The organism is Streptomyces sp. NBC_00510 (assembly GCA_036013505.1).
Lineage (GTDB): Bacteria > Actinomycetota > Actinomycetes > Streptomycetales > Streptomycetaceae > Actinacidiphila.
Window position 1 is genome coordinate 3,736,486 of record CP107851.1, and the last position, 23,068, is coordinate 3,759,553.

The window sequence follows — 23,068 nt, forward strand, 5'->3', positions numbered from 1 at the left end:
GCGCACCGTCCGCGCCGCGTGCTGGGATGGGCCCATGACGACCACCGCCGCCCGGCGCGCGCACCGCGACGACGTGCTGATCGCCGTGTCGGGGTTCGCGGGCGGCCTCGCGATGTGGGCGTTCGGGCTGTACACCCACTCCGGGAACCATCCGGCGGGCGACCACCGCTGGCTGCCGCTGCTCCCGCTGGTGGTCATGGCCGGATGCGAACTGCTGCGGCGGACCGCGCCCCGCGTCGCGATCGTCCTCGGCGCGCTCACCTTCTGCGCGGACTTCGTGATCGGCTCGCTGCTGGTGACCGTGCTGATGTTCACCGACCTCGTGTACGCCGCCGTCCTGTACGGGCCGAAGCGGCTGACCCGGGTCGTGCCGGTCGTCAGCGTGCTCGGCACGGCCGCGCTCACCGTCACCGCCGTGGCGGTGCACCCGGTCGCCGAGTCCCTGCTGATCGGTGTGGTCGGTGCCCTGGTCTCGGTCGCCCCCGCCTGGACGGGCGTGGTGGTGCGGCGACACCGCGACGAGGCCGCCCACGAACGGCTGCGCGCGGAGCAGACCGCGCTGCTCGCCGAGCTGGACCGCCGGGAGGCGGTGGGCCGCGAGCGGGCCCGGATGGCCCGCGAACTGCACGACGTGGTGGCGGGCCACGTCTCCGCGATCGCCATCCACTCCACCGCCGCGCTGTCCCTGGACCGCCACGAGGGCCCGGCCCGCGAGGCGCTGGCGGTGATCCGCGAGAACAGCGTCGAGGGCCTGTCCGAGATGCGCCGGCTCATCGGGCTGCTGCGCGACTCGGCGGGCGAGGACGGGGAGCCGGCCCCCGTCCCGCGGCTGGCCGGCCTGGACGCGCTCCTGGAGCAGATGCGCGCGGCGGCCCCGCACTCGGCCTTCGTACTGCGCGACGGGCGCCCCGAGGGCGCCGCCTCGCTGCCCGCGCCGGTGGAGCTGGCGGCCTACCGGATCGTGCAGGAGTCCTTGACCAACGTCCTGAAGCACGCGGCGCCCGGCGAGGTGCCCGTCATGCTGGAGCAGGAGGGCGAGGCGCTGACGGTGACCGTGGCGAGCCCCTGCCGGATCGGCGGCCCGGGGCACCGGCCGGACCCCCGGGCCCCCGGCTCCGGCAGCGGCCTGATCGGGATGCGGGAACGCGCCGAGCTGCTGGGCGGCACCTTCGAGGCGGGCCGGGAGGGCACGACATGGCGGGTAAGGGCGGTACTGCCCATGAAGGGGAACGCATGATCCGGGTGGTCGTCGCCGAGGACCAGGCCGCGGTACGGGCGGGGCTGGTCCTGATCCTGGGCTCGGTCCCGGACATCGAGGTGGTCGGCGAGGCGGCCGACGGGGAGGCCGCGGTCCGCGTCGCCCGTGAGCTGCGCCCGGACGTGATCCTCATGGACCTCCAGATGCCCCGGCTGGACGGGGTCGCCGCGACCCGGGAGATCGTCGCGGAGCGGCTGGCGGACGTGCTCGTCCTCACCACCTTCGACCTGGACGAGTACGTCTTCGGCGCGCTGCGGGCGGGAGCCGCGGGATTCCTGCTGAAGGACACCGAGGCGGACCGGCTGATCGAGGGCGTACGGCTGGTGGCCCGCGGCGAGGGGATGATCGCGCCCGCGGTGACCCGCCGGCTGATCGGCGAGTTCGCCCGCCCGCGGCCGCGTCCGGCGGCCGACCACGCCGTGCTCGGCGCGCTGACGCCACGGGAGCGGGAGGTGCTGGTCTGCGTGGGCGAGGGCCTGTCCAACGCGGAGATCGCGGCGCGGCTGGAGATGGCGGAGGCCACGGCGAAGACGCACGTCAGCCGGATGCTGGCCAAGCTGGAGCTGCGCAGCCGCGTGCAGGCCGCGGTGCTCGCACAGGAATGGGGGCTGTCCGTACGGCCCTAGGGCCGGCGGGACCGGGGGACCCCCAACCAGCGGGGGGAACGGACTGTCAGGCTACGTTGACCCGCTGGCCGGGAGGGGCGGCCTCGAGCCAGGCGAGGAAGCCGGTGAGGGCGTCGTCGCTCATGGCGAGTTCCAGACGGGTGCCGCGGTGCTCGCAGACCAGGATGACGGAGTCGGAGAGGAGCGCCAGCTCCTCCTGCCCCTCCGGGACGCGGCGATGCAGCACCTCGATGGCGGAGCGCTCCAGCACCCGGCGCGGCCGGGGCGCGTACGAGAAGACCCGGAACCACTCGATCCGGTCACCGCTGTAGCGGGCGACGCCGTACGCCCAGCCCTTGCCGGAGGGTTCACCGGCGCCGGTGGGCGGCATCCGCAGGCTGCAGTCGAACGTGCCGCCGGGCCGCTGGATCAGCCGGCGCCGCAGCCCGAAGACGAACAGCCCCAGCAGCGCCACCGCCACCAGGGCCCCGCACACCTGAAAAGCGAGGATCACGCCCACCGACCTCCTCGCTCCGTGTCACGAATAGGGATACTGCAGCCGCGGGACACCCTCACGGGCCTCCCGCGGCTCATGGCCCGGTGGGCCGGGTGCTCAGCGCGACCCGCTGGTCGCGGCGATCAGCCGGACCTCGGCGCGGCGCTCACTGGCGGCGTCGGCGTCGGCCTTCGCACGCTCCAGAGCCCGCTCCGCACGCTGGACGTCGATCTCGTCGGCGAGCTCGGCGATCTCCGCGAGCACCGACAGCTTGTTGTCCGCGAAGGAGATGAAACCGCCGTGCACCGCGGCGACGACGGTGCCGCCCTCGCTGGTGCGGATCGTCACCGGACCGGACTGGAGCACGCCCAGCAGCGGCTCGTGGTTCGGCATGACGCCGATGTCGCCGGACTCGGTGCGTGCGACGACAAGTGTGGCCTCGCCGGACCAGACACTGCGGTCCGCTGCGACCAGCTCGACGTGCAGCTCAGCCAAGATGGCTCCTCGGGTCGGCACCCACCGCCGTCCGGCGGGTGCATAAAACAAAGGATAACGGGGGTGCGGCAAGGGGGCGGACACAGGGTCCGCCCCCTGCCACGGTGAGCCGTCAGGCGACGGGCGTCAGCTGACGCCGAGCTCGCGGGCGTTGCGCTCGAGGTCCTCGATGCCACCGCACATGAAGAACGCCTGCTCAGGGAAGTGGTCGTACTTTCCGTCGGCGATGGCGTTGAACGCGGAGATCGACTCGTCCAGCGGGACGTCGGAGCCGTCGATGCCGGTGAACTGCTTCGCCGCGTGGGTGTTCTGCGACAGGAAGCGCTCGATGCGGCGGGCGCGGTGGACGGTGAGCTTGTCCTCCTCGCCCAGCTCGTCGATACCGAGGATCGCGATGATGTCCTGGAGGTCCTTGTACTTCTGCAGGATCCCCTTGACGCGCATGGCGCACTCGTAGTGGTCCGCCGCGATGTAGCGGGGGTCCAGGATGCGGGACGTCGAGTCCAGCGGGTCCACCGCCGGGTAGATGCCCTTCTCCGAGATCGGACGGGACAGAACGGTCGTCGCGTCCAGGTGGGCGAAGGTGGTCGCCGGCGCCGGGTCGGTCAGGTCGTCCGCGGGGACGTAGATCGCCTGCATCGAGGTGATCGAGTGACCACGGGTCGAGGTGATGCGCTCCTGGAGGAGGCCCATCTCGTCCGCGAGGTTCGGCTGGTAACCCACCGCGGAGGGCATGCGGCCGAGCAGCGTGGAGACCTCGGAACCGGCCTGGGTGAAGCGGAAGATGTTGTCGATGAAGAACAGCACGTCCTGCTTCTGCACATCGCGGAAGTACTCCGCCATGGTCAGACCGGCCAGCGCCACGCGCAGACGGGTGCCCGGGGGCTCGTCCATCTGGCCGAAGACCAGGGCGGTCTTGTCCAGGACGCCGGACTCCTCCATCTCCTGGATCAGGTCGTTGCCCTCACGGGTGCGCTCGCCGACGCCGGCGAACACGGAAACGCCCTCGTGCAGCTTCGCCACACGCATGATCATTTCCTGGATGAGGACGGTCTTGCCGACACCCGCGCCGCCGAACAGACCGATCTTGCCGCCCTTGACGTACGGGGTCAGCAGGTCGACGACCTTCAGGCCGGTCTCGAACATCTCGGTCTTGGACTCGAGATCCTCGAACTTCGGCGCCTTGCGGTGGATCGTCCAGCGCTCGCCGACGTTGGCGTTCTCCTCGGGGACGTTCAGCACCTCACCGAGGGTGTTGAACACCTTGCCCTTGGTGAAGTCGCCGACCGGGACGGTGATGCCCGTGCCCGTGTCGGTCACCGAGGCCTGGCGGACCAGACCGTCGGTGGGCTGCATCGAGATCGCGCGGACCACGCCGTCGCCCAGGTGCTGGGCGACCTCGAGGGTCAGCGTCTTCTTCTTGCCGGCCTCGGCCGGGTCGGAGACCTCGACGGTGAGGGCGTTGTAGATCTCCGGCATGGCGTCGACGGGGAACTCCACGTCGACGACCGGGCCGATGACCCGGGCGACGCGGCCCGTGGCAGCGGCCGTCTCAACAGTGGTGGTCATGATTAGTCACTCCCCGCAGACGCGTCGGCCAGGGCGCTGGAGCCACCGACGATCTCGCTGATTTCCTGGGTGATTTCGGCCTGGCGGGCCTGGTTGGCAAGCCGCGTGAGCGTCTTGATGAGCTCCTCGGCGTTGTCGGTCGCCGACTTCATCGCGCGGCGGCGGGCGGCGTGCTCGGAAGCGGCACCCTGCAGCAGCGCGTTGTAGATCCGGCTCTCGACGTACCGCGGCAGCAGCGCGTCCAGGACGCCCTCAGCCGACGGCTCGAAGTCGTACAGGGGGAGGATCTCCCCCTCCTTGCGGGCCTCGCCACCGGTGGCGTCGACGAGCGAGAGCGGCAGCAGCCGCTTCTCCACCGGCGCCTGCGTCAGCATCGACACGAACTCCGTGAAGATGATGTGCAGCTCGTCCACGCCGCCCTCGGCGGTGTCCTTGAGGACCACCTCGATCAGCGGGTCGGCGACCGACTTGGCGTCCGCGTACGTCGGCTTGTCGGTGAACCCGGTCCACGAGTCCTCGATCGCGCGCTCACGGAAGCCGTAGTACGCCACGCCCTTGCGGCCGACGATGTAGTGGACGACCTCCTTGCCCTCCGAGCGCAGCTGCTCGGTGAGCCGGTCGGCGGCCTTGATCGCGTTGGACGAGTAGCCGCCGGCCAGACCGCGGTCGCTCGTGATGAGCAGCACCGCGGCGCGCGTCGGGTTCTCGGTCTCCGTGGTCAGCGGGTGGTTCGTGTTCGAACCGGTCGCGACCGCGGCCACCGCGCGGGTGAGTTCGTCGGCGTACGGGGACGAGGCGTGGACCTGGCGCTGGGCCTTGACGATCCGGGACGCGGAGATCATCTCCATCGCCTTCGTGATCTTCTTGGTCGCGGTGACGGACTTGATGCGGCGCTTGTATACCCGAAGCTGGGCGCCCATGCTCAGCCCTCACCCAGCAGCTTGCCGTCCGAGGTCTCGAACTGCTTCTTGAACTCCGCGACCGCGTCGGTCAGGGCCTCGACCGTGTCGTCGCCAAGCTTGCCGGTCTCGGCGATGCTCAGCAGGAGGTCCTTCTTCTCGCGGCGGAGGTAGTCCAGCAGCTCGCGCTCGAAGCGGCGGATGTCCTCGACGGGCACGTCGTCCAGCTTGCCGGTGGTGCCGGCCCAGATGGAGACGACCTGGTCCTCGATCGGGAACGGGGCGTACTGGCCCTGCTTCAGCAGCTCGACCATGCGCTTGCCGCGCTCCAGCTGCGCCTTGGAGGCCGCGTCCAGGTCGGAACCGAAGGCGGCGAACGCCTCCAGCTCGCGGTACTGGGCGAGGTCCACGCGCAGTCGGCCGGCGACCGACTTCATGGCCTTGATCTGCGCCGAGCCACCGACTCGGGAGACCGAGATACCGACGTTCAGTGCCGGGCGCTGGCCCGCGTTGAACAGGTCGGACTCCAGGAAGCACTGGCCGTCGGTGATGGAGATGACGTTGGTCGGGATGAACGCCGAGACGTCGTTGGCCTTGGTCTCGACGACCGGCAGACCGGTCATCGAGCCGGCGCCCAGCTCGTCGGAAAGCTTGGCGCAGCGCTCCAGCAGGCGCGAGTGCAGGTAGAAGACGTCACCCGGGTAGGCCTCACGGCCCGGCGGGCGGCGCAGCAGCAGGGAGACGGCGCGGTAGGCGTCGGCCTGCTTGGACAGGTCGTCGAAGACGATCAGGACGTGCTTGCCGTCGTACATCCAGTGCTGGCCGATGGCCGAGCCGGTGTACGGGGCGAGGTACTTGAAGCCGGCCGGGTCGGACGCCGGGGCCGCCACGATCGTGGTGTACTCCAAGGCGCCGGCCTCCTCCAGCGCGGCGCGCACGCCGGCGATGGTGGAGCCCTTCTGGCCGATGGCGACGTAGATGCAGCGGACCTGCTTCTTGGGGTCGCCGGAACGCCAGTTGTCACGCTGGTTGATGATCGTGTCGATCGCCAGGGCGGTCTTGCCGGTCTGGCGGTCGCCGATGATCAGCTGACGCTGACCGCGGCCGATCGGGGTCATCGCGTCGACGGCCTTGAGGCCGGTCTGCATCGGCTCGTGCACGGACTTACGGGCCATGACGCCGGGAGCCTGGAGCTCCAGGGCGCGGCGGCCGTCGGTCTCGATCTCGCCGAGGCCGTCGATCGGGTTGCCGAGCGGGTCGACGACGCGACCCAGGTATCCCTCGCCGACCGCGACGGAGAGCACCTCACCGGTGCGCTGCACCGGCTGGCCCTCCTCGATGCCGCTGAACTCGCCGAGGACGATCGCACCGATCTCGCGCTCCTCGAGGTTGAGGGCGAGACCGAGGGTGCCGTCCTCGAACTTCAGCAGCTCGTTCGCCATGACCGAGGGCAGACCCTCGACCTTGGCGATACCGTCGCCGGCCAGGCTGACCGTTCCGACCTCCTCGCGCGAGGCCGCGTCCGGCTTGTACGACTGGACGAAGTTCTCCAGCGCGTCCCGGATCTCCTCCGGCCGGATCGTGAGCTCCGCCATCTGGGTTCCCTGCTCTCCTTGTTGGGCCCGAAGTATTCGCTACGGCCCAACTCGGGCCGCTGGTACTGCTCTTTGAGTTGGTGGCTGGTTCAGCCGGCCATCCGCCGACTCGCCTCTTCGAGGCGGTCCGCGATGGTCCCGTCGATGACCTCGTCGCCGACCCGAACCGAGATGCCGCCGCGGACCGCGGGGTCCACGTCGAGGTTCAGGTGCACCTGCCGGCCGTAGATCGTGGCCAGCGCGGCGCCGAGGCGCTGCTTCTGCCGGTCGCTCAGCGGAACCGCCGAGACCACGACCGCAACCGTGCGGTTGCGGCGCGCCGCCGCCAGCTTGGACAGGGCGTCGATCCCTGCCTCCAGGCTACGGCCTCGCGGGTGGGTCACGAGACGGACCACGATCCGCTCGGTGACCGGGTTGGCGCGGCCGCCCAGCAGCGAGTGCAGCAGGGCCGCCTTGGCCTGGGTCCCCGCGGCGCGGTCGGTCAGCGCCGCCCGCAGCTCGCTGCTGCCGGAGACGATGCGGCCGAAGCGGAACAGCTCGTCCTCGACGTCGTCGAGGACGCCCGCACGCTCCGCGGCGATCAGGTCGGCGCCGTAGGACAGCTCCTCCAGCGCGTCGGTCAGATCACGCGACTGCGACCAGCGGCTGCGGACCATGCCCGAGACCAGGTCGGCCGTCTCGCCGCCGATCTGCCCGCCGAGGACCGCCTGCGCCAGACCCGCCTTGGCCTCTCCCTGCTGCGCGGGGTCGGTCAAGGCGCGGCGCAGCGAACCCTCGCGGTCGAGCAGCCCCGTGACGGCGGCCAGCTCCTCGGCGAGCTTCGCCGCGTCGACGGACGTGTTGTCCGCCAGCGCGTCGAGGCGCTCGCGCGCGGTGGCCAGTGCCTCGCGGCTCGCTCCGTTCATCGCGCGGCCTCGGCCTTCTCCTCGAGCTCGTCGAGGAAGCGGTCGATCACGCGGCTCTGGCGGGCGGTGTCCTCGAGGGACTCACCGACGATCTTGCCGGCCAGGTCGGTGGCGAGCTTGCCGACGTCCTGGCGCAGGGCGTGCGCGGCGGACCGGCGGTCGGCCTCGATCTGGGCGTGACCGGCGGCGATGATCTCCTCACGCTGCCGCTGGCCTTCCGCACGCATCTCGGCGATGAGCGCGGCGCCCTGCTCCTGCGCCTCCTGGCGCAGACGCGCGGCCTCGTGGCGGGCCTCGGAGAGCGACTGCTTGTACTCCTCGAGGGTCCGCTGAGCCTCGGCCTGTGCGGCCTCGGCCTTCTCCATGCCGCCCTCGATGGCCTCGCGCCGCTCGTCCAGAACCTTGTTGATGTTCGGGAGGAGCTTCTTGGCGAGGAAGAAGAAGACGATGGCGAAGGCGATGAGACCGATGACGAGCTCTGGGATCGGCGGGATGAGGGGGTTCTCCGCCTCCTCGGCCGCCAGCTGTGCCAGGGCGTTCACATCAGTGCCTTCCGTCGAAAGGGGTTGGTCTCGTCAGCCCGGACTCAGGAGGTCGGGTAGACGAACGGCATGACCAGACCGATCAGCGCGAGCGCCTCACAGAAGGCGAAGCCGAGGATCTGGTTGGCGCGGATCAGGCCGGCGGCCTCGGGCTGGCGGGCGAGGGCCTGCGTACCGTTGCCGAAGATGATGCCGATGCCGACGCCGGGGCCGATGGCCGCGAGGCCGTAGCCGATGGAGCCCAGGTTGCCGAGGATCTGGGTGGCGGCGAGGTTCACAGCGGACATGCTGTTTCTTCCTTCTCTTTCACGGACCGGTGGGGGTTGGCCACCGGACAATCGGGGGGCTGTGCGTCGCGCGGGTGCTCAGTGGTGCTCGGCGAGCGCGCCCTGGACGTAGGAGCAGGCCAGCAGCACGAAGACGTACGCCTGGACGGCCTGGATGAAGAGCTCGAAGGCGGTCATCACGATGACCATCACGAACGAGACACCGGCGTAGGCGATGCCGATCCCGTTGAGCAGGTACCAGCTGGCGATGGTGAACAGCAGCAGCAGGACGTGACCCGCGAACATGTTGGCGAACAGACGCACCGCGTGCGTGAACGGCCGGACGATCACGTTGGAGAGGAACTCCAGGCCGACGACCATCGGCAGCACCGCGCCGAGGTTCTTGTCGTAGCCGGTGATGTTCTTCCAGCCACCGACGAAGCCGTGCTTCTTGAAGGTCAGCGACATCCACGTGACGTAGACGATCGCGGCCAGCGCGGCCGGGTAGCTGATGATCGCCGTGACGGGGAACTGGGCGATCGGCACGATCGACCACAGGTTCATGATCCAGACGAAGAAGAACAGCGCGACCATGAAGGGCACGTACTTCTCGCCGTCACGCTTGCCGATCGTCTCGTAGACGATCCCTCGGCGCACGAAGTCGTAGCCGGCCTCGGCGACCATCTGCAGCTTGCCGGGGACGATCTTCGGCTTGGCGAAGGCAGCCCAGAAGAAGCCGACGATCACGATGCTGCCCAGCAGCGCCAGCAGCATCGTCTTGTTGAAGTAGGCGCTGCTGTCCGCGTCGCCGATCAGCGGCTTGAAGAGGAAGGAGTGCAGGCCGGGGGCCGGGAAGCCGCACCCGTCGAAGATGTGGCAGTTCGTCTCGAAGGCGAGCGTCGTTACATCACTCACCGAGAGCTCCTTCAGCGTGACGCATAGGTACGGCAACCTCTACGTGTCGGCGCGGCACGTGGCCACGGAACGGCACTGGACTGGTCTTACGGATGTGGGGGCGGCGGGTGGGCGCTGAGCCGAAGGGCTGTTGCGAAGGCATGACTGCCACCCGCGCCAGCTCTGCCGCAGTTGAGACCGGACGATAGCAAACGAGCGGAACGTCGCCCGCACCGGCCCTGCTGTTCACGACGAAGTTCCGGCGGATCCGGGCTCCACGTACAGCATCTTGGTCTTCATATGAGCACGGGCCTGGGCGGCGATCCACACCAGGGTCGTACCGAGCAGGGTGAAGGCGAACACCTGGGTGTCGAACAGCGTCGTGTTCTTGAACACGGCCAGCACGATGGCGAGGAGCAGCAGCTGCACGGTGTAGAGCATCAGGCCCATCGCCTGGAACAGCGAGGGGTAGGAACGGGCGGTGCGCTGAAGCACCGTCAGACCGATTCCCATGAACACGATCACCACCACCGCGCCGAAGCCCGCGCCGATCGCGCCCTTGCCGCCCGCGAGCATGCCGGACACAGCCACCGCGATCACCCCCGCGGCAGCGGCGGGCACGGCGCAGTTCAGGAGCGTTCGGACGTCGTTGGACTGCATGGCGGCAGCTCCTCCGGCGAGGTTGGGGGTACAGGGGTCGTCGAGGACGAGGGTAGCCCGGCAGCGAGGACATGCCTCACGCCGGAAGACCATCGCACTAGGGTCTTTCGGCTTGACTCCGGGTTCTCGTGAACGGTATCACAAACTATTTGATGAGGTCTTTACCCGGTTCGTGTGTGACCTGTCACACGGAAGGAGTAACCGGCGTGGCGCCTGCCTGACGCCGCAACACGGGTGTGCTATCGCGCGGCCGGCCTACGGACGGGTGCCCGTGCCCCGTCCGGCGTCCACCAGGGACCGTGCGCTGAGCGCGGTCGCACCGTTGACGCCGGGGGCCTCCCCCGAGGCGATCGTGGCCGCCGCGGCGGCGTGCGCCGCCTGCGCGGCCTCCACCCGGGTACGGCGGTACCGCGGCGGGACGAACGCCTCGGCCCAGCGCGGGGCCCGGGGCCGGAAGCGCGGCATGAGCAGGGCGATCAGTCCCATGGCGCTCAGCATCACGATGCCCAGGACGATCCACAGGCTGGAGGAGTTGACCGAGAAGGCGACCGCGCCAAAGGAGATCAGCGCGGACCAGAAGTACATGATCCACACGGCCCGGCTGTGCGAGTGGCCGATGTCCAGCAGCCGGTGGTGGAGGTGGCCGCGGTCGGCGGCGAACGGCGACTGCCCGTTCCAGGTGCGGCGCACGATGGCCAGCACCAGGTCGGCCGCGGGGATCGCGATGAGCGTCAGCGGCAGCAGCAGCGGCATGTAGACCGGCACCATGAAGTGCGTGGTGTCCCGGGTCGAGCCGGTGAGGTTGGTGATGGCGTCGGGGTCGGTCTGGCCGGTGATCGAGATGGCGCCGGAGGCCAGCACCAGGCCGATCAGCATCGAGCCCGAGTCGCCCATGAAGATCCGGGCGGGGTGGAAGTTGTGCGGCAGGAAACCCAGGCACATCCCGATGAGGATCGCGCTGAACAGGGTCGCCGGGGCGGCGGCCTCGATGCCGTATCCGTACCAGATGCGGTACGCGTACATGAAGAACGCGATCGCGGCGATGCACACCATTCCGGACGCGAGTCCGTCGAGTCCGTCGACGAAGTTCACCGCGTTGATCGTGATCACGACCAGGGCCACGGTCAGCAGGGTCGACTGCACCGGTGTGAGCGCGACGATGCCCTTGCCCGGGATCGGCAGCCACAGCACGGTCAGACCCTGCAGCACCATCACGCCGGCCGCGATCATCTGCGCGCCCAGCTTGATCAGCGCGTCCACGCCCCACTTGTCGTCCAGCACGCCCAGCAGCCAGATCAGCCCGGCGCCGGAGAGCAGTGCCCGTGGCTCGTTGGAGAGCTCGAAGACGCTCTTGAGGTTGGTCAGATGGGCCGCCACCAGCAGGCCCGCGCACAGACCGCCGAACATGGCGATGCCGCCGAGGCGTGGCGTGGGTTCGCGGTGGACGTCACGATCACGGATCTCGGGCATGGCGCCCGCCGCGATGGCGAACTTCCGTACCGGCCCCGTGAGGAGGTAGGTCACGGCGGCTGCCACGCAGAGGGTCAAGAGGTACTCGCGCACGGCCACACCCTATTCGCGTCCGGGTGGCGACTGTAAACACAGACGAAGACTCACAGCGGGTACCCAGGGTTGCACACACCACTCCCGGGGGCGGCCCGCGCCCCCTGTGAAGCGCGTCTCAGCCGGGGTACGGGGGGAAGCCCTCGACCAGTTCCGCGACCTCGCCCGCCAGTCCCCGCTCCTCCCGCAGCGCCCGCACGATCAGGTCCGCGACCTGCGGCATCTGCTCCTCGCCCATCCCCTGCGTGGTCACCGACGCGGTGCCCAGACGGATACCGGAACCGGCCGCGCACGGCTCCGTGTCGTACGGCAGCGTGTACTTGTCCAGCACGATCCCGGCGGCCGCGCACAGCCCGCGGGCACGCATCCCGGTGACCCCCAGGGCCGACACGTCGGCGGCGATCAGGTGCGTGTCCGTGCCGCCCGTCGCGATGCGCAGACCGCGCGCGGCGAGCGCGCCGGCGAGCGTGCGGGCGTTGGCGACGACCTGGTGCGCGTAGAGCGCGAACTCCGGCCGCGCCGCCTCCCCGAGGGCCACCGCCTTCGCCGCGACGGCGTGCATGTGGGGGCCGCCCTGCGAGAACGGGAAGACCGCCCGGTCGATGCGCTGGGCCAGGTCCGCGCCGCACAGGACCAGCCCGCCGCGCGGGCCGCGGAGCGTCTTGTGCGTGGTGGCGCACACCACGTCCGCGTACGGCACCGGATTGGGGGCGGCCCCGCCGGCGACCAGGCCGAGCGTGTGCGCGGCGTCCACGATCAGGTACGCGCCGACGTCGTCCGCGATCTCCCGGAAGACGGCGTAGTCGATGTGCCGGGGGTAGGCGATGCCGCCGCAGACGATCGCCTTCGGGCGGTGCCGGTGGGCCAGGACCCGCAACTGCTCGTAGTCGATCAGGCCGCCCTCCTCGAAGGTCCCGCCCCGCGTCACCCCGTAGCCGGCGAAGCGGAACCAGCGGCCGGAGAAGTTCGACTCGGATCCGTGGGTGAGGTGGCCGCCGTGGGCCAGCGACATCGCCAGGACCGTGTCCCCGGGGACCAGGAGGGCCGCGTAGGCGGCCAGCACGGCCGAGGAGCCGGAGTAGGGCTGCACGTTCGCGTGCGCGGCTCCGAACAACCGTGTGGCCCTTTCCACGGCCAGCCGCTCGGCCAGGTCCACCAGCTCGCACCCGGCGTGGTGGCGGTGACCGGGGTAGCCCTCGGCGTACTTGTTGGCGAGCGGCGAGCCGAGCGCCGTCAGGACGGCCGGGGAGGTGAAGTTCTCGCCCGCGATCAACTGCAGGCACGAAGCCTGCCGCTGGGCCTCCCCGAGGAGGATGTCGGCCAGCTCGGGGTCATGGGCGCGCAGCTCGTCGAGGCCGCGGCCCCCGGCCGGGAGCGTGGGGGTGACTATGTGGGGTGAAGACGCTTCCGCGGTGGGCATGGGGGCGCTCCCGGGGGCGGCTGGGAAGGTTCTCACCTGCCACTGTTGCACCCTTCCGGACATTTCGCGCCGCGTTGTGCTCCACCGGGGGCCGGGTTTCCGCCAGGGGCCGCGCCGCCGTGCCGCGGCAGCCGCCCCGAAGGGCCGCATGCGTCGTGCTGAAACCTTCCGCCCGGGGCGGTCAGGCGGTGGGCGCCGGCATCCCGGTGAGCGCGGTCAGGACGGGGTCCAGCGCGTCGTGGATCTCCTCGCCGACGCTGCGGAAGAACGTCAGCGGGGCGCCGTACGGGTCGTACACCTCGTCCGCGTCGGGGGTGGGCGCCAGCAGCCACCCGCGCAGGGCCGCGGCGGCGCGCACCAGGGACCGCGCGCGCTCGGTCACGCTGCCCTCCGGCAGCGTCGCCGGGTCTATCGCCTTCACCAGCCGGGTGAACTCCTTGAGCGTGAAGGTGCGCAGCCCCGCCGCGTGCCCCATGGAGATCACCTGGGCGCGGTGGTCGCGGGTGGCGGTCAGGACGAGGTCGGCGTCGATCACGTGGTCGTCGAGGAGTTCGCGGCCGAGGAACCCCGTGGGGTCGGCGGCGTACTCGGCGAGCACCGTGGCGGCGTGCGCCTCCATCGGCGAGCCCTCGTGCCCCCAGGTGCCGGCGCTCTCCACGACGATCCCCGCGGCGCCGTCACCGAGCCGCAGCGTCAGCTCGTGCCGGGTCAGCCGCTCGGCCATGGGCGAGCGGCAGACGTTGCCGGTGCAGACGTGGAGGATGCGGAACGGGCGCTCGCCGTGATCCCACTGCCCGGGTATGGGCGGTGTCAATTGCCGACCTCCAGGTCGGGGACGACCTCACGGAGCTGCTCCGCGCTGATCGCACCCGCCCGCAGCAGGACGGGCACCTTGCCGGTGACGTCCACGATCGAGGACGGCACGGCCGCGGGCGTCGGGCCGCCGTCGAGGTAGATCGCGACGGAGTCACCGAGCATCTCCTGCGCCGCGTCGCAGTCCTGCGGGGAGGGGTGACCGGTCAGGTTGGCGCTGGAGACGGCCATCGGGCCGGTCTCGGTCAGCAGCTCGATGGCGACCGGGTGCAGAGGCATGCGGACGGCCACGGTGCCGCGGGTGTCCCCCAGGTCCCACTGGAGCGACGGCTGGTGACGGGCGACGAGGGTGAGGGCGCCCGGCCAGAAGGCGTCGACCAGCTCCCAGGCCTGCTCGCTGAAGTCGGTGACCAGGCCGTGCAGGGTGTTCGGGGAGCCGACCAGGACGGGCGAGGGCATGTTGCGGCCCCGGCCCTTGGCCTCCAGCAGGTCGCCGACGGCCTCGGTGTTGAACGCGTCCGCGCCGATCCCGTAGACGGTGTCGGTGGGCAGCACCACGAGCTCGCCGCGGCGTACGGCGGACGCGGCCTCGCGCAGTCCGGCAACCCGGTCCGTCGCGTCCGAGCAGTCGTAACGCCGTGCCATCAGCAGACCTCCATGACGTGTGGCGCCGTGGTCACGGCGTCGCCTTGCGGGCAGTGGTGAACCGGGGACGGTTGTTGAGGTCGGGGTGGTCGGCGGCGTCCGCCCAGCCGGCCTCCTCGGTGAAGATCCAGGGCACCTGGCCGCCCTGGGTGTCGGCGTGCTCGATGACGACGACCCCGCCCGGCCGCAGCAGCCGGTGCGCGGTGCGCTCGATGCCGCGGATGGTGTCCAGGCCGTCCTCACCGGAGAACAGCGCCATCTCGGGGTCGTGGTCGCGGGCCTCCGGCGCCACGTGCTCCCATTCGGTGAGCGGGATGTAGGGCGGGTTGGAGATCACCAGGTCCACCTGGCCGTTGAGGTCCTGGAAGGCCTCCAGGGCGTTGCCCTGCCGCAGGTCGACCTTGCTGCCCTCGACGTTCTTGCGGGCCCACACCAGCGCCTCGTCGGACAGCTCCACCGCGTGCACCCGGCTGCGCGGCACCTCCTGCGCCAGGGCGAGCGCGATGGCGCCCGAACCGGTGCACAGGTCGACGATGAGCGGCTCGGCGACGTCCATGGCGCGCACGGCGTCTATGGCCCACCCGACGACCGACTCGGTCTCCGGGCGGGGCACGAAGACCCCGGGGCCCACCTGGAGCTCCAGGTACCGGAAGAACGCGCGGCCCGTGATGTGCTGCAGCGGCTCGCGGGCCTCACGGCGGGCCACGGCCTCCCAGTAGCGCGCGTCGAAGTCGGCGTCGGCGACGGTGTGCAGCGCGCCGCGCTTCACCCCGTGCACGTACGCCGCGAGCTCCTCGGCGTCGAACCGCGGCGAGGGAACGCCGGCGTCGGCCAGCCGCTGGGTCGCCTGGGCGACCTCGGCGAGCAGCAGGTTCACGTTCTCCGCCTCCGGTTCAGCTTCCGTCGCCCGCGGCGGCCAGCTTGGCCGCCGAGTCGGCGTCGACACACGCCTGGATCACCGCGTCCAGTTCTCCGTCGAGGACCTGGTCCAAGTTGTACGCCTTGAAGCCGACGCGGTGGTCGGAGATGCGGTTCTCCGGGAAGTTGTAGGTGCGGATGCGCTCGCTGCGGTCCACCGTCCGCACCTGGCTGCGGCGGGCGTCGGAGGCCTCGCGCTCGGCCTCCTCCTGCGCGGCGGCCAGCAGCCGGGAGCGCAGGATGCGCATCGCCGACTCCTTGTTCTGCAGCTGGCTCTTCTCGTTCTGGCAGGAGACGACCAGCCCGGAGGGCAGGTGCGTGATGCGCACCGCGGAGTCGGTGGTGTTGACCGACTGGCCGCCGGGGCCCGAGGAGCGGTAGACGTCGATCCGCAGGTCGTTGGCGTTGACCTCGACCTCGACCTCGTCGGCCTCGGGGGTCACCAGCACACCGGCGGCGGAGGTGTGGATCCGGCCCTGCGACTCGGTGGCCGGCACGCGCTGGACGCGGTGCACGCCCCCCTCGTACTTCAGCCGGGCCCAGACGCCCTGCCCGGGCTCGGTGGCACCGTTGCCGCCCTTGGTCTTCACCGCGACCTGGACGTCCTTGTAGCCGCCGAGGTCCGAGGCGTTGGCGTCGATGATCTCGGTCTTCCAGCCCTGGCGCTCGGCGTAGCGCAGGTACATGCGCAGGAGGTCGCCGGCGAACAGCGCGGACTCCTCGCCGCCCTCGCCCGCCTTGACCTCCAGGATCACGTCCTTGTCGTCGCTGGGGTCACGCGGGACGAGCAGCAGCCGCAGGCGCTCGGTGAGCTCCTCGCGCTGCTTCTCCAGCTCCTTCACCTCGGCGGCGAAGTCGGGGTCGTCCGCGGCCAGTTCGCGCGCGGTGCCGATGTCCTCGCCGGTCTGCTTCCAGCCGCGGTAGGTGCCGATGATGGGGGTCAGCTCCGCGTAGCGCTTGTTGAGCTTGCGCGCGTTGGCCTGGTCGGCGAAGACCGCCGGGTCGGCAAGCTTCTTCTCGAGGTCGGCGTACTCGCCGATCAGTTCCTCGACCGCCTCGAACATCAGGATCCCTGCTTCTGGAAGGGGTGAACGCCGGTGAACCAGCCTGGGACGACAAAGCGCCGGTCCGGCCGCCGGAGGATATCCGGGCAGCCGTGGACCGGCGCTTTCGGGTCGCTACTTCTTGGCGGACCCGGCCGCCTTGCCGAAGCGGGCCTCGAAGCGGGCCACGCGGCCACCGGTGTCGAGGATCTTCTGCTTGCCCGTGTAGAACGGGTGGCACGCGGAGCACACGTCGGCGCGGATGACGCCCTCGGTGACGGTGCTGCGGGTGGTGAACGAGTTGCCGCAGGTGCAACTGACCTGCGTCTCCACGTACTCCGGGTGGATGTCGCGCTTCAAGGGATTCTCCTAGTGTTCGGGAGGGTCCCGGGTCGTGCTGCGGGCTTGCGTCACGTGAACCGGGGCCGACGTACCAGTCTGCCAGCACTGGCCGCATCTGCCCAAACCGGGGCCCGCGGCGATCTATTCCGATCCCGTCGCGGACGGCTGCGAGGAGCTCCTGACCACACCGTTCGTGTCGACGTCGTCACCCGCCGAGCCCTTGGTGGCGGACCTGGGGATCGGCTTGTCGGCCCGTAGCGCGGCCCAGACCTGCTCGGCCTGGTCGGGGATCGGCAGGACGCGGTTGGGGTCGGCGGGGTCGTAGCGCACCGGCATGGTGACCATGTTGATGTCCTTGGAGCCCAGGTCCTTCAGGCTCTCCCCCAGGCCGACCAGCTTCTTCACGGACGCCAGCTCCGAGTCGGTGGTGATGGCGCCGGTGGCGGTGTCGGCGATCTCGTAGAGCCGGGTCGGCGAGCTCAGTAGCCCGATGCTGTTCACCCGGTCCACCAGGGCGCTGAGGAAGGCCTGCTGCAGCCTTATCCGGCCCAGGTCGCTGCCGTCCCCCACCCCGTGGCGGGTGCGGACCAGACCGAGGGCCTGCTTGCCGTCGAGGTGGTGCGTGCCGGCCGGCAGGTGCAGATGGCTCCGGTTGTCGCTGATGGCCTGGCTGGTGGTGACGGTGACCCCGCCGAGGGCGTCGATGAGGTGCTGGAAGCCGGCGAAGTCGACCTCGATGTAGTGGTCCATGCGGATGCCGGTCATCGTCTCGGCCGTCTTCACCGCGCAGGCCGGGCCGCCGATCGAGTACGCCTCGTTGAACATCTCGCCCTGGCGGGGCGGGGCCGTGCCGCCGCCGGGCTCGGCGCAGGCCGGGCGGTCGACGAGGGTGTCGCGGGGGATGCTCACCACGCTCGCCCGGTGGTGCCCCTGGTAGACGTGGACGATCATCGCGGTGTCGGAGCGGGCCGTGCCGTCGTCCTGGCCGCCACCGGCCTTCTGGTTGCTGCCCGAGCGGGAGTCGGAGCCGAGGACCAGGATGTCCATCGAGCCGTTGTCGACGTCGGCCGGCCGGTCGCGTCCGAGGAGGGCGTTGATGTCGATGCCCCTGATGTTGCCGTTGAGCTTGAGGTAGAGGCATCCGACGGCGGTGGTGGCCAGCAGGAGGAACGTCGCCACGACCCAGGCGGTGATCCGCAGGGCCCGTCGGCGGGGGCTGCGCCGGCGTCGCCGGGCGGCTCGTCCGTCGTCCGCGTGATCGGCCATCGGCTCCTCTGTCCTGATCGGCTCCTCATGGTTGGGGTACCCGTTCCCGCGCCCGATCAGGCACGGGAGGGGTGCCCGCACAGGGCAATGACAGCGGGTCCGGGAGCGCCCCGCCTCGGGACGCGCCGGATCCGCCGCAGGTGAGAGCCATCCGGTCGGTGCGGCGGGCGGGCACCAGCGGCCGGGCACGAGCGGCCGGGGACGACGAAGGCCGGTCCCGTCACCGAAGTGACGGGACCGGCCTCCTGGGCCGTGCCGACGCCGGGGCGTCAGTCGTTGTTGCCGCCCGGGGTGGTCTTGGCGATCTGCATCAGGAACTCGGCGTTGGACTTGGTCTGCTTCATCTTGTCCAGCAGCAGCTCGATCGCCTGCTGCGAGTCGAGCGCGTGCAGCACCCGGCGCAGCTTCCAGGTGATGTTGAGCTCGTCCGGAGCCAGCAGGATCTCCTCCTTGCGGGTGCCGGACGGGTCGACGTCCACCGCGGGGAAGATCCGCTTGTCGGCGAGCTTCCGGTCGAGCTTGAGCTCCATGTTGCCGGTGCCCTTGAACTCCTCGAAGATCACCTCGTCCATGCGCGAGCCGGTCTCGACCAGCGCGGTGGCCAGGATGGTCAGCGAGCCGCCGTCCTCGATGTTGCGCGCGGCACCGAAGAAGCGCTTCGGCGGGTACAGCGCGGTCGAGTCGACACCACCGGACAGGATGCGGCCGGAAGCGGGCGCCGCGAGGTTGTACGCGCGGCCCAGACGGGTGATGGAGTCCAGCAGGACGACGACGTCGTGGCCCAGCTCCACCAGCCGCTTGGCGCGCTCGATGGCGAGCTCGGCGACGGTGGTGTGGTCCTCGGCGGGACGGTCGAAGGTCGAGGAGATGACCTCGCCCTTCACCGACCGCTGCATGTCGGTGACCTCTTCCGGACGCTCGTCGACGAGGACGACCATCAGGTGGCACTCGGGGTTGTTACGGGTGATCGCGTTGGCGATGGCCTGCATGATGATCGTCTTACCGGTCTTCGGCGGGGCCACGATCAGGCCGCGCTGGCCCTTTCCGATCGGGGCGACCAGGTCGATGATCCGGGTGATCAGCTGGCCGGGCTCGTTCTCCAGCCGCAGCCGCTCCTGCGGGTACAGCGGGGTGAGCTTGCCGAACTCCGGACGGCCGCGGCCGCTCTCCGGCGCCATGCCGTTGACGGAGTCCAGGCGCACCAGGGCGTTGAACTTCTCGCGGCGCTCGCCGTCCTTCGGCTGCCGGACGGCACCGGTGACGTGGTCACCCTTGCGCAGGCCGTTCTTGCGGACCTGGGCGAGCGAGACGTACACGTCGTTCGGGCCGGGCAGGTAGCCGGAGGTCCGGATGAACGCGTAGTTGTCGAGGATGTCGAGGATGCCCGCGACCGGGATCAGGACGTCGTCGTCGGCGACCTGCGGCTCACCCGCGAAGTCGTCGCGGCGGTTGCCGCCCCGCCCGCGGCGGTCGCGGTAACGGCCCCGGCGCCGGCGGCCGCTGCCGTCGAACTCGTCGTCGTCCTGGTGGCCGCCGCCCTGCGGGCCGCCGCCCTGCTGCTGGCCCTGGGGGCCGCCGCCCTGCTGCTGACGCTGCTGGCCGCCGTCCTCGCCGCCCTTGCGGCGGTCGCGCTGACGGTCCCGCTGACGGTCGCGGCGGCTCTCGCGGCGGTCGTCGCCGCCCTTTGCGTCGCCGGACCTGCCCTCGGCGCTGTCCACGGCGGCCTCGGCACGACCCTCGGCGGACTGCTCGCCCTTGGCGGACTCCGCCTTGGCCTTGGCCGCGGGTGCGGTCTTCTCGCCGGCCGGCTGGCCGGGGATCTCGATCTGCTTCGGCTGCTGCTCGGCGCCCTGGTTCCCGGCCTCGGCGGATTCACCCGTACGGGTCCGCGAGGTGGTCCGGCGCTTCGGCTTCTCGGCGGCGGGCGCGCCCTCGGAGGCGGTGGCCTTGGCGCCGCTGCCGGCCTGCGCGGCCTTGATGGTCTCGATGAGCTGGCTCTTGCGCATCCGCGCGGTGCCCTTGATGCCGAGACCGGAGGCGAGCTGCTGCAGCTCGGCCAGGACCATGCCGTCAAGACCGGTACCGGCGCGGCGGCGCCGCGCGGCGGGGGCAGTGGCAGCACCGGTGGCAGGCGCGGCAGCATCGGACGCGGCGACAGGGCTGTCTGCGCGTACGCCCATCAGATCGGTGGTGTCGCTCACGAAGGGTCCTTCCCTGGAGCGGACGTCGGCCTGTCTGGCTCGGCGACCGGTCGTGCTGTCCGGATCCGGTCCTTATCACTTACGCCGGACCCGGGGCGGTGGTCCGCCTGATGGCGGAGGAAATGATGTGGAGCAAAGAAACACAATTACCGGCGAGGTGAGAGTTCACTCTCGGGTGAAACGTCACCCGCGCCGTCTCCGGAGCGTGCTCGGCACTGCCCAGGCAGGCTGCCTATGCGGTGTGGGAGGCTCCCGGAAGAATGGGCGGTCCCGATGCGGGACACAAGGCACCGGGACAACAGGTCCAGCATGCGGGCGCCTGAGTCCACGGGTGCAGCAATGAGATTAACACTACCGGATCCAACAAACATTCCCCCTCTCTACGACCGGCAATCGTGTCACTGCCCCACAGCGAGCGGCAGCACACTCGCCCCCGCCGCGTCGAGGGCCAGGCGGTTCGCCGCCCACCCCTCGGCCGCCAGCCGGGAGACCTTGTCGGCGGTGTCCTCGTCCGCCAGCGCCAGCACCGTGGGTCCCGCACCCGAGATGACAGCGGGGACGCCCTCGGCGCGCAGTCGGTTCACCAGTGCCGTGCTCTCCGGCATCGCGGGCGCCCGGTACTCCTGGTGCAGCCGGTCCTCGGTGGCGGGGAGCAGCAGGTCGGGGCGCCGGGTGAGGGCCTCGACCAGGAGTGCGGCGCGTCCCGCGTTGACCGCGGCGTCCACATGCGGGACGGTGCGCGGCAGCAACCCCCGGGCGGTCTCGGTCAGCACCGGCCTGCCCGGCACGAAGACCACCGGAACGACCGACGCGGAGGGGTCCATACGGACCGCGTGGGCGGCCCCGCCCTCGGTCCAGGCCAGTGTGAAGCCGCCGAGCAGACAGGCGGCGACGTTGTCCGGGTGGCCCTCGATCTCGTTGGCCAGTTCCAGCAGCGCGGCGTCGTCGAGCTTCTCCTGCCCGCCTATCGTCACCGCGCGGGCGGCCATGATGCCCGCGCAGATGGCGGCGGAGGAGGAACCGAGGCCGCGGCCGTGCGGGATGCGGTTGGCGCACACGACCTCCAGGCCGCGCGGCTGACCGCCGAGCAGGTCGAAGGCGGTGCGCAGGGACCGTACGACCAGGTGGTTCTCGTCGCGGGAGAGCGAGTCGGCGCCTTCGCCGGCGATGTCGACGTGCAGACCGGAGTCGGCCACCCGGACCACGACGTCGTCGTAGAGTCCGAGCGCCAGGCCGAAGGCGTCGAAGCCCGGTCCGAGGTTGGCGCTGGTCGCGGGGACGCGCACTCGGACGGCGGCGGCGCGGAAGGCTGGTCCGGCCATCGTTCGATGACTCTCCTTGTTTCAAGGGCGTTTCTGCCTCGCGATGCCGCGGCATCGTTGCCGTACGGCGGCGAGGACTTGGGGGACCGTACCAAGGGGATCCCGCGAGGAGGATGCCAATGGCATGGGCCAGAACGGCGTGCGGCGGCGCCGGTGTGAGGCAAGCCTATCGAAGGAAGGTTCTCCTGCGACATAGGGCGCACGGACAGCGCGTGATGCGTGTCGCGTGCGGTTCCGTGCGCCCCTGTCGTCCCGCGGGATCAGAGCAGCCCGAGCCGGTCCGCGGCCGTGTCGGCGTCCACCGGGACGGTGATGGGCTGCGGCGCGCCGGCGACCGCCCAGTCGGGGTCCTTCAGGCCGTTGCCGGTGACGGTGCAGACGATCCGCTGGCCCGGGTCGACCGCGCCCTGCTCGGCGGCCTTCAGCAGCCCGGCGACGCTCGCGGCGGAGGCCGGCTCGACGAAGACGCCCTCCTGCGCGGCGAGCAGCCGGTACGCCGCCAGGATCTGACGGTCCGTCACCGAATCGATCAGCCCGCCGGATTCGTCCCGCGCCTCCTCGGCGAACTGCCACGACGCCGGATTGCCGATCCGGATCGCGGTGGCGATCGTCTGCGGCCGGCGCACCGGATGGCCCAGCACGATCGGCGCGGCGCCGGAGGCCTGGAAGCCCCACATGCGCGGATTGCGCGTCGACACGCCGTCCGCACGGTATTCGCGGTAGCCCTTCCAGTACGCGGTGATGTTCCCGGCGTTGCCGACCGGCAGCACATGGATGTCCGGCGCGTCGCCGAGCGCGTCCACGATCTCGAAGGCGGCGGTCTTCTGTCCCTCGATGCGGGCCGGGTTCACCGAATTGACCAGCGCCACCGGGTACTTGTCGGACAGGCCGCGGGCGAGGTCCAGGCAGTCGTCGAAGTTGCCGTCCACCTGCAGGATGCGCGCCCCGTGCACCAGCGCCTGGCCCATCTTGCCCAGCGCGATCTTGCCCTGCGGCACCAGGACGGCGCACACCATCCCGGCCCGCACCGCGTACGCGGCGGCCGAGGCGGAGGTGTTGCCGGTGGAGGCGCAGATGACCGCCTGCGCGCCCTCCTCCTTCGCCTTGGAGATCGCCATGGTCATGCCGCGGTCCTTGAAGGAACCGGTGGGGTTGGCGCCCTCCACCTTCAGGTACACGTCGCAGCCCGTGCGCTCGGACAGCACCTGGGCGGGGACCAGCGGGGTCCCGCCCTCCAGCAGCGTGACCACGGGGGTCGCCGCGCCGACCGGGAGCCGCTCCCGGTACTCCTCGATGAGGCCGCGCCACTGGTGGGTGGCCGGCACGCGGCCGGCAGACACTGCGTTCATCG

General features: G+C 70.8%; 23 protein-coding genes. 2 read left to right on the forward strand and 21 right to left on the reverse strand.

What is annotated here, in order from left to right:
* Positions 1-34 precede the first annotated feature (34 nt).
* Both OG937_16365 and OG937_16370 read left to right on the forward strand, forming a co-directional pair.
* Positions 35-1,237: a histidine kinase gene (locus OG937_16365; protein ID WUD73153.1), complete on the forward strand. Its 1,203-nt coding sequence runs from the start codon at positions 35-37 to the stop codon at positions 1,235-1,237.
* On the forward strand, positions 1,234-1,884 hold the full coding sequence (locus OG937_16370) for a response regulator transcription factor (GenBank protein WUD73154.1): 651 nt from the start codon (positions 1,234-1,236) through the stop codon (positions 1,882-1,884). Before OG937_16365 ends, OG937_16370 begins: the two co-directional genes overlap by 4 nt.
* Before the next feature lie 46 nt (positions 1,885-1,930).
* Here the strand turns inward: OG937_16370 and OG937_16375 are convergent, their stop codons facing one another.
* From OG937_16375 to thrC, 21 genes are all read right to left on the reverse strand, one after another.
* Positions 1,931-2,377 carry a DUF2550 domain-containing protein gene (locus tag OG937_16375; GenBank protein WUD73155.1) on the reverse strand — a complete coding sequence of 149 codons (447 nt, stop codon included), beginning with the start codon at positions 2,375-2,377 and terminating at the stop codon, positions 1,931-1,933.
* Between the two features lie 99 nt (positions 2,378-2,476).
* Positions 2,477-2,857: a F0F1 ATP synthase subunit epsilon gene (locus OG937_16380; protein WUD78766.1), complete on the reverse strand. Its 381-nt coding sequence runs from the start codon at positions 2,855-2,857 to the stop codon at positions 2,477-2,479.
* A gap of 123 nt (positions 2,858-2,980) precedes the next feature.
* Positions 2,981-4,423 (reverse strand): F0F1 ATP synthase subunit beta, encoded by a 1,443-nt coding sequence (gene atpD / locus OG937_16385; GenBank protein WUD73156.1) that lies wholly within the window; start codon positions 4,421-4,423, stop codon positions 2,981-2,983.
* Between the two features lie 2 nt (positions 4,424-4,425).
* Positions 4,426-5,343 (reverse strand): F0F1 ATP synthase subunit gamma, encoded by a 918-nt coding sequence (locus tag OG937_16390; GenBank protein ID WUD73157.1) that lies wholly within the window; start codon positions 5,341-5,343, stop codon positions 4,426-4,428.
* Between the two features lie 2 nt (positions 5,344-5,345).
* The gene (gene atpA, locus OG937_16395; GenBank protein WUD73158.1) at positions 5,346-6,917 is read right to left on the reverse strand and encodes a F0F1 ATP synthase subunit alpha; all 1,572 of its coding nucleotides are present in this window, start codon (positions 6,915-6,917) and stop codon (positions 5,346-5,348) included.
* Positions 6,918-7,006: 89 nt separating this feature from the next.
* Positions 7,007-7,822: a F0F1 ATP synthase subunit delta gene (locus tag OG937_16400; protein WUD73159.1), complete on the reverse strand. Its 816-nt coding sequence runs from the start codon at positions 7,820-7,822 to the stop codon at positions 7,007-7,009.
* Positions 7,819-8,364, reverse strand: coding sequence for a F0F1 ATP synthase subunit B (locus OG937_16405; protein WUD73160.1), 546 nt, complete (start codon positions 8,362-8,364; stop codon positions 7,819-7,821). Before OG937_16405 ends, OG937_16400 begins: the two co-directional genes overlap by 4 nt.
* 44 nt (positions 8,365-8,408) lie before the next feature.
* A complete protein-coding gene (gene atpE, locus OG937_16410) occupies positions 8,409-8,651 on the reverse strand; it encodes an ATP synthase F0 subunit C (protein WUD73161.1) in 243 nt (80 codons plus the stop codon).
* Positions 8,652-8,729: 78 nt separating this feature from the next.
* Positions 8,730-9,560, reverse strand: coding sequence for a F0F1 ATP synthase subunit A (gene atpB / locus OG937_16415; GenBank protein ID WUD78767.1), 831 nt, complete (start codon positions 9,558-9,560; stop codon positions 8,730-8,732).
* A gap of 210 nt (positions 9,561-9,770) precedes the next feature.
* Positions 9,771-10,184: a hypothetical protein gene (locus OG937_16420; GenBank protein ID WUD73162.1), complete on the reverse strand. Its 414-nt coding sequence runs from the start codon at positions 10,182-10,184 to the stop codon at positions 9,771-9,773.
* A 255-nt stretch (positions 10,185-10,439) separates the two neighbouring features.
* Positions 10,440-11,747, reverse strand: a complete 1,308-nt coding sequence (locus tag OG937_16425) for an undecaprenyl/decaprenyl-phosphate alpha-N-acetylglucosaminyl 1-phosphate transferase (protein ID WUD73163.1) — start codon at positions 11,745-11,747, stop codon at positions 10,440-10,442.
* 118 nt (positions 11,748-11,865) lie between these two features.
* The gene (locus tag OG937_16430; GenBank protein ID WUD73164.1) at positions 11,866-13,167 is read right to left on the reverse strand and encodes a serine hydroxymethyltransferase; all 1,302 of its coding nucleotides are present in this window, start codon (positions 13,165-13,167) and stop codon (positions 11,866-11,868) included.
* A gap of 181 nt (positions 13,168-13,348) precedes the next feature.
* A complete protein-coding gene (locus OG937_16435) occupies positions 13,349-13,981 on the reverse strand; it encodes a protein-tyrosine-phosphatase (protein ID WUD73165.1) in 633 nt (210 codons plus the stop codon).
* Positions 13,978-14,625 carry an L-threonylcarbamoyladenylate synthase gene (locus OG937_16440; GenBank protein WUD73166.1) on the reverse strand — a complete coding sequence of 216 codons (648 nt, stop codon included), beginning with the start codon at positions 14,623-14,625 and terminating at the stop codon, positions 13,978-13,980. Before OG937_16440 ends, OG937_16435 begins: the two co-directional genes overlap by 4 nt.
* Positions 14,626-14,656: 31 nt before the next feature.
* Complete coding sequence (gene prmC / locus OG937_16445; protein ID WUD73167.1) at positions 14,657-15,502, reverse strand: peptide chain release factor N(5)-glutamine methyltransferase; 846 nt, start codon at positions 15,500-15,502, stop codon at positions 14,657-14,659.
* 16 nt (positions 15,503-15,518) lie between these two features.
* Positions 15,519-16,607, reverse strand: coding sequence for a peptide chain release factor 1 (gene prfA / locus OG937_16450; GenBank protein ID WUD73168.1), 1,089 nt, complete (start codon positions 16,605-16,607; stop codon positions 15,519-15,521).
* Positions 16,608-16,721: 114 nt separating this feature from the next.
* Entirely contained in the window at positions 16,722-16,946 is a 225-nt protein-coding gene (rpmE, locus tag OG937_16455) for a 50S ribosomal protein L31 (protein ID WUD73169.1), read from the reverse strand.
* A 123-nt stretch (positions 16,947-17,069) separates the two neighbouring features.
* Positions 17,070-18,194: an LCP family protein gene (locus tag OG937_16460; protein ID WUD73170.1), complete on the reverse strand. Its 1,125-nt coding sequence runs from the start codon at positions 18,192-18,194 to the stop codon at positions 17,070-17,072.
* Between the two features lie 269 nt (positions 18,195-18,463).
* Positions 18,464-20,395, reverse strand: a complete 1,932-nt coding sequence (gene rho, locus OG937_16465) for a transcription termination factor Rho (GenBank protein WUD73171.1) — start codon at positions 20,393-20,395, stop codon at positions 18,464-18,466.
* 398 nt (positions 20,396-20,793) lie between these two features.
* On the reverse strand, positions 20,794-21,717 hold the full coding sequence (gene thrB, locus OG937_16470) for a homoserine kinase (protein ID WUD73172.1): 924 nt from the start codon (positions 21,715-21,717) through the stop codon (positions 20,794-20,796).
* A gap of 260 nt (positions 21,718-21,977) precedes the next feature.
* The gene (thrC, locus tag OG937_16475; protein ID WUD73173.1) at positions 21,978-23,066 is read right to left on the reverse strand and encodes a threonine synthase; all 1,089 of its coding nucleotides are present in this window, start codon (positions 23,064-23,066) and stop codon (positions 21,978-21,980) included.
* Positions 23,067-23,068: the final 2 nt, after the last annotated feature.